12 protein-coding genes are annotated in these 14546 nt (G+C 64.8%); 6 read left to right on the top strand and 6 right to left on the bottom strand.

Going from position 1 to position 14546, the window contains the following annotated elements; genetic code table 11:
• Positions 1–20 precede the first annotated feature (20 nt).
• The 5 genes from A8V01_RS10400 to A8V01_RS28570 all read right to left on the bottom strand — a co-directional run bounded on the left by A8V01_RS10400 (position 21) and on the right by A8V01_RS28570 (position 3475).
• Positions 21–1295 carry a hypothetical protein gene (locus A8V01_RS10400; RefSeq protein WP_146037233.1) on the bottom strand — a complete coding sequence of 425 codons (1275 nt, stop codon included), beginning with the start codon at positions 1293–1295 and terminating at the stop codon, positions 21–23.
• 85 nt (positions 1296–1380) lie between these two features.
• The gene (locus A8V01_RS10395; protein ID WP_103095756.1) at positions 1381–1941 is read right to left on the bottom strand and encodes a recombinase family protein; all 561 of its coding nucleotides are present in this window, start codon (positions 1939–1941) and stop codon (positions 1381–1383) included.
• 205 nt (positions 1942–2146) lie between these two features.
• The gene (locus A8V01_RS10390) at positions 2147–2431 is read right to left on the bottom strand and encodes a hypothetical protein (RefSeq protein WP_103095755.1); all 285 of its coding nucleotides are present in this window, start codon (positions 2429–2431) and stop codon (positions 2147–2149) included.
• Positions 2432–2497: 66 nt separating this feature from the next.
• Positions 2498–3196 (bottom strand): glutamine amidotransferase, encoded by a 699-nt coding sequence (locus A8V01_RS10385; RefSeq protein WP_103095754.1) that lies wholly within the window; start codon positions 3194–3196, stop codon positions 2498–2500.
• Between the two features lie 111 nt (positions 3197–3307).
• Positions 3308–3475 carry a hypothetical protein gene (locus A8V01_RS28570; RefSeq protein WP_170065890.1) on the bottom strand — a complete coding sequence of 56 codons (168 nt, stop codon included), beginning with the start codon at positions 3473–3475 and terminating at the stop codon, positions 3308–3310.
• A 265-nt stretch (positions 3476–3740) separates the two neighbouring features.
• On the opposite strand from A8V01_RS28570, the gene A8V01_RS10380 reads away from it, so the two are divergent.
• From A8V01_RS10380 to A8V01_RS10360, 5 genes are all read left to right on the top strand, one after another.
• On the top strand, positions 3741–5066 hold the full coding sequence (locus tag A8V01_RS10380; protein WP_103095753.1) for an amidohydrolase: 1326 nt from the start codon (positions 3741–3743) through the stop codon (positions 5064–5066).
• A gap of 146 nt (positions 5067–5212) precedes the next feature.
• Entirely contained in the window at positions 5213–6598 is a 1386-nt protein-coding gene (locus A8V01_RS10375) for a TIGR03013 family XrtA/PEP-CTERM system glycosyltransferase (RefSeq protein WP_103095752.1), read from the top strand.
• Complete coding sequence (gene prsK / locus A8V01_RS10370; protein WP_245892416.1) at positions 6595–8715, top strand: XrtA/PEP-CTERM system histidine kinase PrsK; 2121 nt, start codon at positions 6595–6597, stop codon at positions 8713–8715. Before A8V01_RS10375 ends, prsK begins: the two co-directional genes overlap by 4 nt.
• A complete protein-coding gene (prsR, locus tag A8V01_RS10365) occupies positions 8715–10094 on the top strand; it encodes a PEP-CTERM-box response regulator transcription factor (RefSeq protein WP_103095751.1) in 1380 nt (459 codons plus the stop codon). Before prsK ends, prsR begins: the two co-directional genes overlap by 1 nt.
• A gap of 6 nt (positions 10095–10100) precedes the next feature.
• Positions 10101–11873 carry a tetratricopeptide repeat protein gene (locus tag A8V01_RS10360; protein WP_103095750.1) on the top strand — a complete coding sequence of 591 codons (1773 nt, stop codon included), beginning with the start codon at positions 10101–10103 and terminating at the stop codon, positions 11871–11873.
• A 10-nt stretch (positions 11874–11883) separates the two neighbouring features.
• Here A8V01_RS10360 and panB read toward each other — a convergent pair whose 3' ends face one another.
• Complete coding sequence (panB, locus tag A8V01_RS10355; protein ID WP_103095749.1) at positions 11884–12753, bottom strand: 3-methyl-2-oxobutanoate hydroxymethyltransferase; 870 nt, start codon at positions 12751–12753, stop codon at positions 11884–11886.
• 189 nt (positions 12754–12942) lie between these two features.
• Here panB and A8V01_RS10350 point away from each other — a divergent pair, with 189 nt between their 5' ends.
• Positions 12943–14508 carry an amino acid permease gene (locus A8V01_RS10350; RefSeq protein WP_103095748.1) on the top strand — a complete coding sequence of 522 codons (1566 nt, stop codon included), beginning with the start codon at positions 12943–12945 and terminating at the stop codon, positions 14506–14508.
• Positions 14509–14546: the final 38 nt, after the last annotated feature.

Here is a 14546-nt window from a genome sequence, read left to right as displayed (position 1 = left end):
GGTTGTTCTTCAAATGTCCTTTAAAACCGCTCGGATGGACGGGGAATCGGGCCGAACACGCTACTCGTGGAAGCGCTTGCCGTCCTCCGCAGGCAGGCGTTTGTGGCGGCATGGCGGCCCCACGTCAGTCCCTTGAGGCGCTGAGGGTTCGGCAAGCTTGCCCTGAGGTCCTCGACGATACCCGAGTGCTCCTTGTAGCTGATGACCAGCCACTCGGCATTATCGTCTCCGGCCTTGATGGCGGACGCAATGGCCGCTGTGATTTCTGCTTGGACCCCAGAGCGCCCCAAGGAGGCTTTGCCGCTCCCGCGCTGCCATAGGCCGACCTCAAGGTCCCTGTAGTCGTTCACAGCGGCTGGCAGGCGCACGAGGTTGCCCCGGTGCTCTTCCCACAGTGCATAGGTGGGACGGACGCGACCAGAGGCGTCGAGGATCACCGCAGGCGTGAAGTCGTCCGGGAGGGGTGTAGAGGCCCCGAGGAGATACATGTCACCATGGCCCACATCGGCGGCCTGTACGGTCTTCCCGGCCATCTGGGCCAGCCCATCGACGATAGAGGCCAGCCGATCCGTTAAGCCAGCCTTGGGGGCCTTTTCGGCTATGCCCTCGGGCACCGTGATTTCCCCGCCGTCCTCTAGCGCCCAGAGGGCGGCTTGGAGGTCCTGGACGCCCTGCACGAACTCAGGGGCCTTATGGCGCAGCGGGGACGCAAGTTGCCCCAGGTCGTCCACTCGGACGGTAAGGGTATCCTCCGGCACCATGCTTTCGTCCCATATCCGCAAGGCGCGGCTTTCGCTCTTGTAGTGGAACTCGGAGAGGACCCGGCCCGACTTAGCCCGCTTCTGGATCATCTGTTGCGTTGTGAACAGAACCGGGGCGGAACCCTGAGGGGCAGACCCGAGGGCATTGTGTGGGGCGCTGCTAGTCAGGACAGCGAAGTCCTCTGGGGCCAATGCGGCCTGCTGCACATAGGTTTCGATTTCCTCCAGCCGGGAAACGGCAACAAGGACGCCAACTGCGGGAGTAAATCCCGATGACTTCCAGGCCTTGAGGAAGCACGAGACGCTAAGGGTCTTTCCGATGCCCGGGTCAATGGACGATAGAAAGAAGCTGTCAGACAGCGTTCCATGCAATCCGTCCTCAAGGGTACTTAAGAGCCCTGAGATAGCCTCATGAGATGGACCATTTATATTTGATCCATTCATTGAGACGATGTTCTTAGCGTCCTCTAGAGCCTTAAGGGCTAGAGGGTGCTGGACCCGATCCATTACAAGATTATTGGTGGAAGTCTTCACAGGTTATATCTCTATAGAAGGATGAAGAGTTTCGGTCCCCATCCCTTCAAGGGCCTCAAAGGTCTGCCGGTCCGTTCCCCGGTCCTCAGAGGCCCCCGTGTTCCTTCATTACGTCTGCGGCCCAATAGCGGGCTACGGTGGACTTGGAGAGGTCGAAGTGCTCGCAGGTCTCCTTGATGCTGGCGTTGTTCGCCTTGCGCCAAGCGACCACCTCAGCCGCATCCGCAGCCTTAGGACGCCCGAGGCTCTCCTTGCCCCGATGGGTCTTCCCCGTGGCCGCCAGTGAGGCCCGGGCAGCTTCTCGGCCACTCTCGCAGCGCTCCTTGATCCGGTGGCGCTCAATGTCCGCCATCTGGGCCAGCACGGCGACGATGAGTTCCCCCACGCCCCGCCCGATTGGTCCGAGGCCCCGAACGTCGAGGGTAACGCCCCGCTCCAGGAGGGTGCGGACCATAGCTTGCACGTCCAAGGCGTCACGGCCCAGACGGTCTAGAGCGTAGACGTAGAGCGTATCGCCCTTGCGGACATACTGAAGGAGGCGGGCGAAACCGGGGCGCTCTTCGGCCTTGATGGAACCACTCACGCCTTCGTCAGCAAACTCCTCATCGAACCCGCCCCCGAGGGCCTGCCGCTGGGCTTCTCGTATTCATTTCATCGCACCCTTTAGGCCCGCCCGCCCCCCGATGGGCAGAGCCTCCGGCCGCGCTTCGTACCCTGAACAACCCTCTTGAGAGTGGTACAGAGAGGAGGTACAAAAGCGCTCATTGGAGACCTCAGAAATGACGGAAATCCGCCACTTACAGGCCGCACCGCTCTAGTCGGGCCAGGGGCACCACTTCCTTCGATCGTTCTCAGAACAGAGAGGCGATGGCGAGGATCAGCAGCATGGCGACTATGGATGCCGCTGCCCACTGTACCAGCGGGTAAGTTGCGATGAGCCGCGTCAGCGCCCATGCGGCCACGGCACCCAGCGCAGTCCCGCCGATGATGCCGCCGACTACGCCCCAGTCGCCCATCATCCACAGCAATACCAGCGCGAAGACGCCGACCGGGAAAAAGCCAGCCAGCGCGCGGACCAATCTGCGGGAGAAGACTCGCCAGTTCATCGGGCGCTGTGTCGGAATGCCTTCAGCCATTGCCGCAGAGTAATCCTGCTGCGCCCCCACCGCCAGCCGGAGCGTCGCGCGAATCGGGCGGTACGGCTAGTTCAGGCCGCGCAGCCAGTCGGCGATCATCGCGCGCCCTGCAGCCACTGCGCCGGGGCCGAGTTCGTCGTGCCGTACCCGCAAAGCCTGCGGGCAGCCGCCGGCCTCGACAACCGCTTCGGGCCACTGATCGATCCAGGCATCGAAGCGTGGGTCTTCTCCCATTTCGGCATGGAACTGCAGCGCCAACTGGTTGCGGCCGCGCCGGAACGCCTGATGTTCGTAAAGCGAGGTGGAAGCGAGCAGTTCCACGCCTTCGGGCCTGGTGAAGGTATCGCCGTGCCAGTGCAGCACCGGGATTTCGCGCACATGGCGAAGCGGGCTGCCGGCGGCGTGTTCGTGAACCTGCACGGGATGGAAGCCGACCTCCTTGGCTGGGCCGGGAAACACCGATGCGCCCAGGGCACTGGCCATCATCTGCGCACCGAAGCACACGCCCAGCGTTGGCCGGTCAGCCTCTAGGCGCAAGGCAAGGCGGCGCAACTGGCACGCGATCCAGGGGTGGCGATCCTGTTCGTAGACGCCCATCGGACCGCCCATCATGATCAGCAGGTCCGGCTCACGCAGGTCGAGGATGGAAAATTCCGGATCGGTGACGTCGATGCGGCTCACTTCGTAGCCGGCGTCCTCGATGGGCTTGCGGTAGCCTGCGACCCCTTCGTGGGGAACGTGGCGGATGATGAGCGCGGTCTTCACGAGCCTACTGTGTCATAACCAAAGTTAACGGGCGACATCCAAATCCGGCCCGAAAAGGCAGGGCTTGGGAGATGCGAAATCCGGATGCCGCCCGAGGGGATCATTGCAGCATCACAGGCCGAGGCGGGACCAGAAGTCACCCGCACTGCGGATCGTCGCCGCGCCGCCTCCCGATGGTGGTTCGACTGCGCCGCGCCATGACGGATGCGGCAGGCGCGTGTCGGTACTGGGCCGTGCACGCAGGACTTGCGAAGTGATGCGAGGGATCGAGTTGAGCATTTCGTATCTCCATCTGGAGGCACGAAGCCGGCGTTGTCGCCTTGCGGTTTCGTGCGCTTTAGCGGTTGGTGACGCGGAGCAAGCTGACAGCCATCAAATGCCGCGGAAGAACGGGCGAACCCCGTGCTTCGAAGATCAATCTACGCATATGGTAGAGAATGTCGATGCGAAGATTCTATCGGGCCTATGAGAAAAACTTCACGCAGGCCGCAGGGAACCTTCGGGTGGATTGCGGAGCATGCGCGCCTGACGTAGCCTTTGGCTTATGCGCACCGTTCTTCTTGCTTCCGCCTGCGTCGTTGCGAGCGCTTCCATGCCTGCAATGGCAGAACCCGTCGCCGATAGCGTGACGCGTGACCTGCCGGGGCTGATGGAAACCTACCGAGATCTTCATGCCAACCCCGAACTCAGCTTTCAGGAGGTCCGCAGCGCGAAGATCATGGCTGATGCCGCGCGCAAGGCGGGTTTCAGCGTTACCGAGAAAGTCGGGCGTACCGGCATCGTCGCAGTCCTGAAGAACGGGCCGGGACCGACGGTTCTCATCCGTGCCGACATGGACGCACTGCCGGTGGTGGAGCAGACCGGGCTGCCCTTTGCATCGACGAAGCGGGGCACGTCCACCGCCGGCGTGGAAAGCGGCATCATGCATGCTTGCGGCCATGATACGCACATGACCGCGTGGATAGAGACTGCGCGCCTCATGGCCGCGCGCAAGGCGGAGTGGTCGGGCACGCTGGTCATGATCGGGCAACCGGCCGAAGAGATGGGGCTTGGCGCGCTGGAGATGCTCAAGGACGGGCTCTACAACCGCTTTCCCAAGCCGGACTACGCGCTGGCTTTCCATGACACGCCCGAGCTTCCAGCCGGCGTCGTCGGCGCGGCGAAGGGCTGGGCGCTGGCCAATGTTGACAGCGTGGACATTCTGGTGCGCGGGGTCGGCGGGCATGGCGCCTATCCGCAGGCCACGCGGGACCCGATCGTGCTGGGCAGTGCGATCGTGATGAAGCTGCAAACGCTGGTAAGCCGGGAAACCAATCCGCTTGACCCGGTGGTGGTCACGGTGGGCTCTTTCCATGCCGGGACCAAGCACAATATTATCTCCGATCAGGCGAAGCTTGAACTGACCGTGCGCAGTTATTCGGACGAGACCCGCCAGCGCCTGCTTGACGGGATCGCCCGCGTGGCGCGTGGAGAGGCGATCGCATCGGGATTGTCTGAAGACCTTATGCCGCAGATCAAGGTCAAGGAACCGCACACCCGCGCGACCTGGAATACGCCGGAGTTTGCGGAAGAGGCGATTGCCGACCTTAAAGGGAAGATGGGCGCAGACAATGTCGTGATCACCCCCTCGGCGATGGGCGGCGAGGATTTCGGAGAGTTTCGCCGCGCCGATGAGGATCACATCAAATCGGTGATCTTCTGGGTAGGCGGTGCCGATCCGGCAAGGCTGGCGGCGGCGAAGACGGGCGGCCCTGCAATGCCTTCGCTACACAGTCCGTTCTGGGCACCGCAAGCGGACAAGGTCATAGCATCGGGCGCGCAGGCCCTGACCCTGACGGCGCTGCGCCTGATGCCAAGGCCGCAGGTGTAAGTGGAGCCGACAGCACCGTTACTGCGTTATCGGGTGGAAAAGCGAATGTTTCCATAGCGGCTGTCAAGGTAACCGACATTTTACGCCTTTACCCTAGTCCATCGTGCGAGTGCCGGAATTCGGCCGCGAAGGATGGCTAATCGACGATGATTCGTCTGTTCAAACACTATATCCCGCACGCAGTCGTGCTGCTGTGGCTGGTCGATGTGCTGCTGCTGGCAATCGCCAACGAAACGTCCTGGCGGTTGCGGGCAGGGCAGATCGGTATCGATCCGGCACCGCTGGTGGACCGGCTCATCGCCCATGGCGCCTTTGCGGTGGTCATTTCGCTGTCGATGGTGGCGGTGGGGGTCTACGGCGCGGAGGCGCTGCGTTCGATGCGCTTTGCCGCCGCGCGGCTGCTGGTGGCGATCTCGCTGGGTGTCATCGCGCTGGCCTTCGTGGACTTCCTTGTCGGCGGGCAGAACTTCTGGCGATCGACGCTGGCTTATTCGATGGCCTTTGCGATCGTGCTGATGATCATAAACCGGCTGCTGCTCGGCGCGTTTCTGGGGACCAGCGCGTTTCGCCGCCGGGTGCTGGTGCTGGGGGCCGGAGACCGGGCGCAGCGTCTACGCGTGCTGGGTGACCGTCCGGAAAGCGGCTTCGCCATCGTCGGTTATGTTGCGATGAGCGATAGTGCACCGGTGGTGGAAGAGGCGATTTCCCGTTCGGCGATCAACAACTTCACCCGTTATGTCGAAAACCTGGGCGTCAGCGAAGTGGTGCTGGCGCTGGAGGAACGGCGCAACGCGCTGCCGCTCAAGGATCTGCTGCGGATCAAGACGGCGGGCGTTCACGTAAACGAGTTCTCCAGCTTCCTTGAGCGTGAGACAGGCCGTGTCGACCTGGACACCGTCAACCCCAGCTGGCTGATCTTTTCGGACGGGTTCTCGTCCGGCCGGGCGATCTCCAGCGCGGCGAAGCGGGTATTCGACATCGCCGTCAGCCTCTTGCTGCTTTTGGTTACCGCGCCGGTCATCCTGCTGTTCGCACTGCTGGTGAAGATCGACAGCCGTGGTCCCGCCTTCTATCGCCAGCCGCGTGTCGGCCTGTTCGGCCAGCACTTCGACGTCATCAAGCTGCGTTCCATGCGCACCGACGCCGAAGCGGCAGGGGCGCAGTGGGCGTCGAAGGACGACCCCCGCGTTACCCGCGTCGGCAAGTTCATCCGCAAGGTGCGGATAGACGAACTGCCGCAGGCCTGGACCGTGCTGAAGGGCGAGATGAGCTTCGTCGGCCCGCGTCCCGAACGGCCCGAGTTCGTCTCCGACCTTGAGGACAAGCTGCGCTATTACGCGGAACGCCATATGGTAAAGCCGGGGATCACCGGCTGGGCGCAGATCAACTATCCTTACGGCGCATCGATAGAGGATGCGCGCAACAAGCTGGAATATGACCTCTACTACGCCAAGAACTACACGCCTTTCCTCGATTTCCTGATCATCCTGCAAACGCTGCGCGTGGTGCTCTGGAGCGAGGGCGCACGGTGATCGCGGCTCTGGAAGGGCGGGCGGCGGTGTGGAGCACCATCGGCGTCGGGCTCGACGTTACCGGTGCGATTGCGCTGGCCAGCGTGGCGATGTGGCTGGTGCCGCGGCGGGACCGGTTCGGCAGCGCCGGCACGGCGATGGTCTGTGCGCTGCTGCTGACGGCATTGTGGAGCCTTGCCGCGGCGGCGGCCAGCGCATCGACCTCTCTGGCGGCAGATTTCATTCCCTCGCTGGCCGAGAGCGCGCGCAATCTGGCATGGCTGGTGGTGATCTATCGACTGTTCGCCAGCGACGGGCGGCACGCCAGCCTTGCGCCGATCCGGCCGGTGATCCTTTCGCTCGGCTTTGTGGAAGTGATGCACCTTGCCGTCGACTACGGCTTCACCCGGATCGTGATCGACGAAAAGGTGCTGTCGATCGCCTTCGAATTCGGCGTGATGTTCCGCCTTCTGGTGACAGTGGGCGGGCTGGTGCTGGCGCATAACCTCTATGCCGGCGCGCCGCGCGAATCGCGCGCCTCGTTGCGCTGGCCTGCCACGGGTCTGGCGATCCTCTGGGCTTTCGACCTCAACCTTTACACGATCGCGTATCTTGCGGGAAACTGGCCGGAAGAGATCGCCGCGCTGCGTGGGCTGTCGGCTGCGGCGCTGGCAGGATGCGTGGCGATCGGCGGGGCAAAGAACCGTGACGACCTGCGCTTGCGCCCGTCGCGGGCGGTGACCTTCCAGACGTTCTCGCTGCTGGTGATCGGGGTCTACCTTGTCGCCATGGTCGCGGTGGCGCAGTGGCTGTCCTATGCGGGCGGCAACTTCGCGCGGCTGGTCGAGCTGGCCTTCCTGACGCTTGGCAGCGCGCTGGCACTGGTGGTGCTGCCATCGCGCCGGGTGCGGGCGTGGTTCAAGGTGATACTGGCCAAGCACTTCTTCCAGCACCGCTACGACTACCGCGAGGAATGGCTGCGCTTCACGCGCACCATGGGATCGGACCAGAGCGCGCCGCTGGGCGAGCGCGTGGTCCAGTCCATCGCCGACGTGTTCGAGAGCCCGGCGGGCCTGCTGCTGACCCCCGGAGAGCATGGCGAACTGACGCTGGCCGCGCGCTGGAACTGGCGCGAGATCGAAGTGCCTGCCGTCGCGCTGCCGGTCGAGGATATCGGATATTTCGAAAGCACCGGCTATATCGCCGACCTGGACGACATGCGCGCAGGCCGGGAAAGCGCGGCGACTGCGCCGGGCTGGCTGGTCGATCATCCGCGCGCCTGGGCGCTGATCCCGCTGGTCCATTACGAGCGTCTGGTCGGCATGGTCGTGCTGGCGCGCCCGCAGCTGGTGCGCAAGTTCGACTGGGAGGATTTCGACCTCCTGCGGGTCATCGGCCAGCAGGTGGCCAGCTACCTGTCGGAGAACGCCAGCCAGCTGGCCCTGGCCGAATCCGCGCGGTTCGAGGATTTCAACCGCCGCATCGCTTTCGTGATGCACGATATCAAGAACCTGGCCAGCCAGTTCAGTCTGCTTGCCCGCAATGCAGAGCTCCATGCTGAAAAGCCCGCCTTCCGCGCCGACATGCTGGTTACCCTGCGCAATTCGTCAGACAAGCTGACCGCCCTGCTGGCGCGCCTTTCGCGCTATGGTTCGGGCGGCGTGGACCGAGTGGAGCAAGTGGCCGCCGCCGCCGTGCTGGCGCTGGTGATGGAGCGCTTCAGGGGGCAGCCGCAAGTGGTGCTGGCCGAATCGCGCGATGTGGCGATCACCGCAAGTCGCCATTCGCTGGAGCAGGTGCTGGTCCACCTTGTCCAGAACGCGATCGACGCCAGCGAGCCCGGCAGCCCTGTGTTCCTTTCGCTTGCGGTGGAGGGCATGAACGCCCGGTTTGAAGTGCTCGACAGCGGCGCCGGGATGAGCGCGGACTTCGTGCGCAACCGCCTTTTCAAACCCTTCGTATCGACCAAGTCGGGCGGCTTCGGCATCGGCGCGTTCGAGGCGCGCGAACTGGTGCGGGCGATGCGCGGCCGGCTCGACGTGGAATCGCGCGAGGGGCTGGGTTCCCGCTTCACCGTGCGCCTGCCGCTTGCGGCACATTCCGACATTTACCCGAATTACGCCGAAAAGGTGGCCTGATGACCGATCTCCAATCCGCGCCGCTGCCCAAGCTGCTTGTTGTCGAGGATGACGCAGGGCTGCAGGCGCAGCTCAAGTGGGCTTACGAGGATTTCGAAGTCTTCGTCGCCGGGGACCGCGCAAGCGCGATCGCACTGCTGCGGGCGGAAATGCCCGACGTGGTGACGCTTGACCTTGGCCTGCCGCCCGATCCTGACGGCACGACCGAGGGCTTCGCGATCCTCGACGAGATCATGGCTTTGAAGCCCGACACCAAGGTCGTCGTCGCATCGGGCCATGGCGCGCGGGAAAGCGCGCTGCAGGCGATCGCGCGCGGGGCTTACGACTTCTACCAGAAGCCCGTGGATATCGATGCGCTGGGCCACATCGTGCGCCGCGCACTGCACCTGCACCGGCTGGAGGAGGAAAACCGCCGCCTTGCGGGCAAGGTGGAGAAGGACGAGAAGGTTCTGGGCCGGATGATCACCGCCGCGCCGGAAATGGTCAGGGTGGCGCGCACGATAGAGCGCGTGGCCAACACCAGCGTATCGGTCATGTTGCTGGGGGCAAGCGGCACCGGCAAGGAGTTGCTGGCGCGTGGGCTGCATGAGGCCAGTGGGCGGGCGAAGCGTGAATTCGTGGCGATCAACTGCGCGGCGATCCCGGAGAACCTGCTGGAAAGCGAGCTGTTCGGGCACGAGAAGGGCGCATTCACCGGCGCCGTGAAGACCACGCCAGGCAAGATCGAGCAGGCAGCGGGCGGCACCCTGTTCCTTGACGAAGTGGGCGATATCCCGTTGCAGTTGCAGGTGAAGCTGCTGCGCTTCCTGCAGGAACGCGTGATCGAACGCGTCGGCAGCCGTCAGTCAATTCCCGTTGACACCCGTGTCGTGTGCGCAACGCACCAGAACCTTGAAGGAATGATCGCTGAAGGGCGCTTTCGCGAAGACCTGTTCTATCGTCTTGCCGAGATCGTGGTGCGCATCCCCGGCCTTGCCGAGCGGCCGGGCGATCCCACGCTGCTGGCGAAGGCGTTCCTGACCCGTTACGCCAAGGAGATGAACCCGCGCGTCCGCGGCTTTTCGGCCGATGCGCTGGCGGCCATCGATGCCTGGGGCTGGCCCGGTAACGTGCGCGAACTGGAAAACCGGGTGAAGCGCGCGGTGATCATGGCGGACGAAAAGCTTGTGTCGGCCAGCGACCTCGACCTTGCCGACCCCGATGAGCAGGTGGCGACGGCACTGAACCTCAAGTCCGCGCGTGAAGCGGCGGATCGCAAGGTCATCCGTCATGCCCTTGCCCGGAGCGAAGGGAATATCTCCAGCACGGCCAAGATGCTCGGCATCAGTCGGCCGACGCTGTACGACTTGCTTAAGCAATACGACCTGCAGCCGTCCTGATCTTCGATGCGCGGGGGGCGTTTGTGGAGACTGGCAAGATGGGGCGCGGCGGTAATACCGCCGCTGCTGGTGCTTGTCGTGTGCTTCTCTCTCGTCCTGACCACCGCGACGCCAGTTGCCGTTGGCGGGATTTCCCAAGTCGACACGCTGATCGCCGATGCGCGCAAGGCCATTGTGCGGGGGGACGGCATCGATGCGGAAATGAAGCTGCGGGCCGCGCTGGAGCAGGGCGCTGCGCCGGCAGAGGTCAACGCCTACATGGGGCAGGCGCTGCTGGCGCAGAACCGCCGGGATCGGGCGCGGCCCTATCTTGTCCGGGGCGAGTTTACCGAAGCCAGTGCGGCCGAGGGCTGGCGCGCGCTAGGCTTGCTGGAGCGGCTTGACGGTAACTTGCCCGCGTCGGGCAGGGCATACGACAAGGCGGTGGCGCTGACGCCCGACGATGCCGGGCTATGGGTGGAGATCGGCCGCCTGCGCTATGCGGGCGGAGAGCATCTGCTGGCGATAGAGGCTGCTGAGTACGCCTTGAAGCTCGATGGCGGAAATGTACGGGCGCTGGAATTTCGCGGGCAGCTGGTACGCGATCGCTATGGCCTGCTGGCATCTATCCCGTGGTTCGAGCGCGCGATCATGCGCGATCCGGCCGACATCGCCGTGCTGCTGGAATATGCCGCGACGTTGGGTGAACTGGGCCATGCCAGCGAATGCGTAACGATCACGCGGCGCGTGCTGGAACTCAGCCCCGGCAACCCGCGTGCCTATTACCTGCAGGCGGTGCTGGCGGCGCGGGCGGGCAATCTTGCGCTGGCGCGCGCGTTGCTGGCGCGCACGAAGGGCAAGCTGGACGACCAGCCTGCCGTGTTGATCCTGCGCGGCATGACGGAGATCGCCGCGCGCAACCCGGAAGCGGCGGCAGAGGCGCTGGAAGAAGCGCTGCGGCTCTGCCCCGACAGCATGCGTGCGCGCGAACTGCTGCTGCGGGCCATCGTCATGACCGGGCAGTACCGCTACGCGATCCTGCGCTTCGCAGACGATATCGCTGACGGGAATGCATCGCCTTATATGCTCACTACCGTGGCGCGGGCGTGGGAGGTGCTGGGAGATCGCCAGCATGCGGGCGAACTGCTCGACCGTGCGGCGCGGCCTGCTGGCGGAGAGTTGCGGGTGCTGGGCGGCAGCGGACGGATCGGCCAGTTGCTGCATCTTGGCCAGACCGGCGCGGCAGAGGCGGCGGCGGAAGCGATGCGCAAGGCCAGCCCCGGCTTCTACGATGCGCAGGCGCTGGCGGGCGACGTTCAACTGGCGCTGGGTCATGCCGCACAGGCGCAGGAACGCTATGTGCTGGCCGCGCAGATACGCTTCCCGGAAAGCCTCTTCCAGCGGCGCTTTGCCGCGTACGCCATGGCGGGCGATCTTGCCGGTGCGCGCGCGATGACCGGCGCCTACCTCGGTCAGAACCCGGCGAGCCGCCCCGCCTTGCGCGCGGCAGCGCAGCTGGCGGCGGGGGCGGGGGATCTCGACCGTGCCCGCACCATTCTTGCTTGGCTGCGCGACAACGGCGGGCAGGGCGACGTGGAGCTGCTGGCCGACCTTGCCATGGCGCAGGCGGCTACCGGCGATCCGGCCGCCGCGCAGGAAAGCGCACTGGCGGCCTATCGTCTCCAGCGCTCCAGCCCGGTCGCGGCGCAGTCGCTGGGCCGGGCCTATGCAGCGGGCGGGAACCACCCGGCGCAGGCAAGGGCCCTGTTGGACAAGGCCCGGCTACTGATGAGGCGCTGATCGGTAACGCTTACCGGGGCTGATAGGTCTGTTCGATGCCGGGGAAGCTGCGGTCGCGCACTTGTGCCGCGTACTGTGCGGCGGCTTCGGAGACGACCGATGCCATGTCCGCATACTTCTTCACGAAGCGCGGCACGCGTTCGAACATGCCCAGCATGTCTTCGGTGACAAGAACCTGTCCGTCGCACTGCGCCGAACCGCCGATGCCGATGCTGGGGCAGGCGATCGCGCGGGTCGCCTCGATGGCGATGGGTTCGACCACGCCCTCGATGACGATGGAGAACGCGCCGGCCTCGTCCAGCGCCTTTGCGTCGGCCACGATCTTGGCGGCTTCCGCATCGCTGCGGCCGCGGGCGTTGTAGCCGCCCAGCACGTTCACGGCCTGCGGGGTCAGGCCGATGTGCCCCTGCACCGGGATGCCGCGTTCGTTCAGGAAGCGCACGGTTTCCGCCATCGCGGCCCCGCCTTCCAGCTTCACGCCCGCGCAGCCGGTTTCCTTGAGCAGCCGGGCCGCGTTCTCGAACGCCTGCTGGGGGGACTGTTCGTAAGTGCCGAAGGGCATGTCGACGATCACGGCCGCATGGTAGCTGCCGCGCACCACGGCGGCGCCGTGCGCGATCATCATGTCAAGCGTCACCGGCACGCTGGAGGGCAGCCCGTAGATCACCTGTCCCAGACTGTCGCCCACAAGCAGCAGGTCGCAATGCGCGTCGAGCAACTGTGCCTGACGGGCCGTGTATGCGGTCAGCATGACGATGGGTTCGGCAGTCACGCCGTCCTTCTTGCGGCGGCGAATCGCCGGCACGGTCAGGCGCTTCATCGGTGCCGGAGTGGGGGTTGCGCGGCTGGTCGCGGTGTCGATCTGGAAGGTCGTGGACATGGCACCGGCTTCTAGCGACCCATCTGGCCCCCGGCAAATCCCAAGACTTGGGCCGTGCGGTCGCAGCGGTGTGCCCTATATGCCGGATTGTTGTAAGAATATTACAATGCTGGGGAATTTCCGGGGTAGGGCTCTTGCCAAGCGGCTGCTTGTCGTTAGCCTCCCGCCATTCGCAATTCGGGGGTCCACATGTTCGGACGCGTAAAGCCGCTCGACGCCATTCTGGCGACGGCGGAAAAGAAATCTCTTCACCGATCGCTAGGCCCTGTCCAACTGACGCTGCTGGGCGTCGGCGCCATCATCGGCACCGGTATCTTCGTGCTGACCGCTGCGGCGGCGCAGAAGGCCGGTCCCGGCATGATGTGGAGCTTCGTCATCGCCGGCGCGGTCTGCGCGGTGGCGGCGCTGTGCTATTCGGAACTGGCATCGATGGTGCCGGTATCGGGCTCTGCCTATACATATTCCTATGCCGTCGTCGGCGAAGTGCTGGCCTGGATGGTCGGCTGGGCGCTGATCCTTGAATATGCCGTGGCGGCATCGGCCGTATCGGTCGGATGGTCAGGCTATTTCATGGGGCTTTTGAAAAGCCTGACAGGCTTCGAGCTGCCAGCGATGCTGGCGGCGGGGCCGACCTGGTCGCTGACCGGGGTCGACTTTTCCAGCGGCATCATCAACGTGCCCGCCGTGGTCGTCGCCCTGGCAGTGACGTTCCTGCTGATGCTGGGCACCAAGGAAAGCGCCACGTTCAACGCGATCCTGGTGGCGATCAAGGTTGCGGCGCTGACGATGTTCGTCATTCTGGCGCTGCCGGTGCTCAATACCGAGCACTTCGCCCCCTTCGCCCCCAACGGCTGGTTCGGACCGGCCGGCACCAGCGGTCTCGGCATTGTCGGGGCCGCTTCTTCCATCTTCTTCGCCTATGTCGGCTTCGACGCGGTATCGACCGCAGCGGAAGAAACGAAGAACCCGCAGCGCAACGTCCCGATCGGCCTGATCGGCAGCCTTGCGCTGTGCACGGTGTTCTACCTGCTTGTCGCAGCCGGTGCGATCGGTGCGATCGGCGCGCAGCCGACCGCACTGGGCACGCAGCCCGGTTCGGCAGAGTTCGCCGCGCAGTGTTCGGCTCTGGCGGCCAAGGGCAGCCAGCCGCTGGTCTGCTCGCAGGAAGCGCTGGCTCACGTGCTTCGCGCGATCAACTACACCCGCGCGGGCGACCTTATCGGCCTTGCCGCCAACCTGGCGCTGCCTTCGGTCATCCTGATGATGCTCTACGGCCAGACCCGTATCTTCTTCGTGATGGCGCGCGACGGCCTGCTGCCCGAAAAGCTGGCGACCATCCACCCCAAGTGGAAGACGCCGCATATCGTCACCCTGATCACCGGCGTGTTCGTGGCCATCGCCGCCGCGCTGCTGCCGGTCGGCCAGCTGGCGGACATCTCCAATTCGGGCACGCTGTTCGCGTTCTTCATGGTATCGGTTGCGGTGCTGATCCTGCGCGTACGCGATCCCAAGCGGCACCGTCCTTTCCGCGCGCCGCTGGTGTGGGTGGTTGCGCCGATTGCGATCATCGGCTGCGTCACGCTGTTCTTCAACCTGCCGGTTGAAGCGATGCTGGTGCTGCCGATCTGGGGCGGCATCGGGCTCGTGTTCTACTTCGTCTATGGCTACCGCAAGAGCCACGTGGGGCAGGGCCGCATCGAAGTCCACGAGGATGACGAGGACGCTCCGGGTCAGCCGGTTCCGCCGATTTCCTGAAGCGGACCAGTCTGCCGGACATGAAAAGGGGAGCGCAT

It is taken from the genome of Novosphingobium guangzhouense (genome assembly GCF_002896965.1).
GTDB lineage: Bacteria > Pseudomonadota > Alphaproteobacteria > Sphingomonadales > Sphingomonadaceae > Novosphingobium > Novosphingobium guangzhouense.
This window is presented reverse-complemented; position numbering and strand designations above follow the sequence as displayed.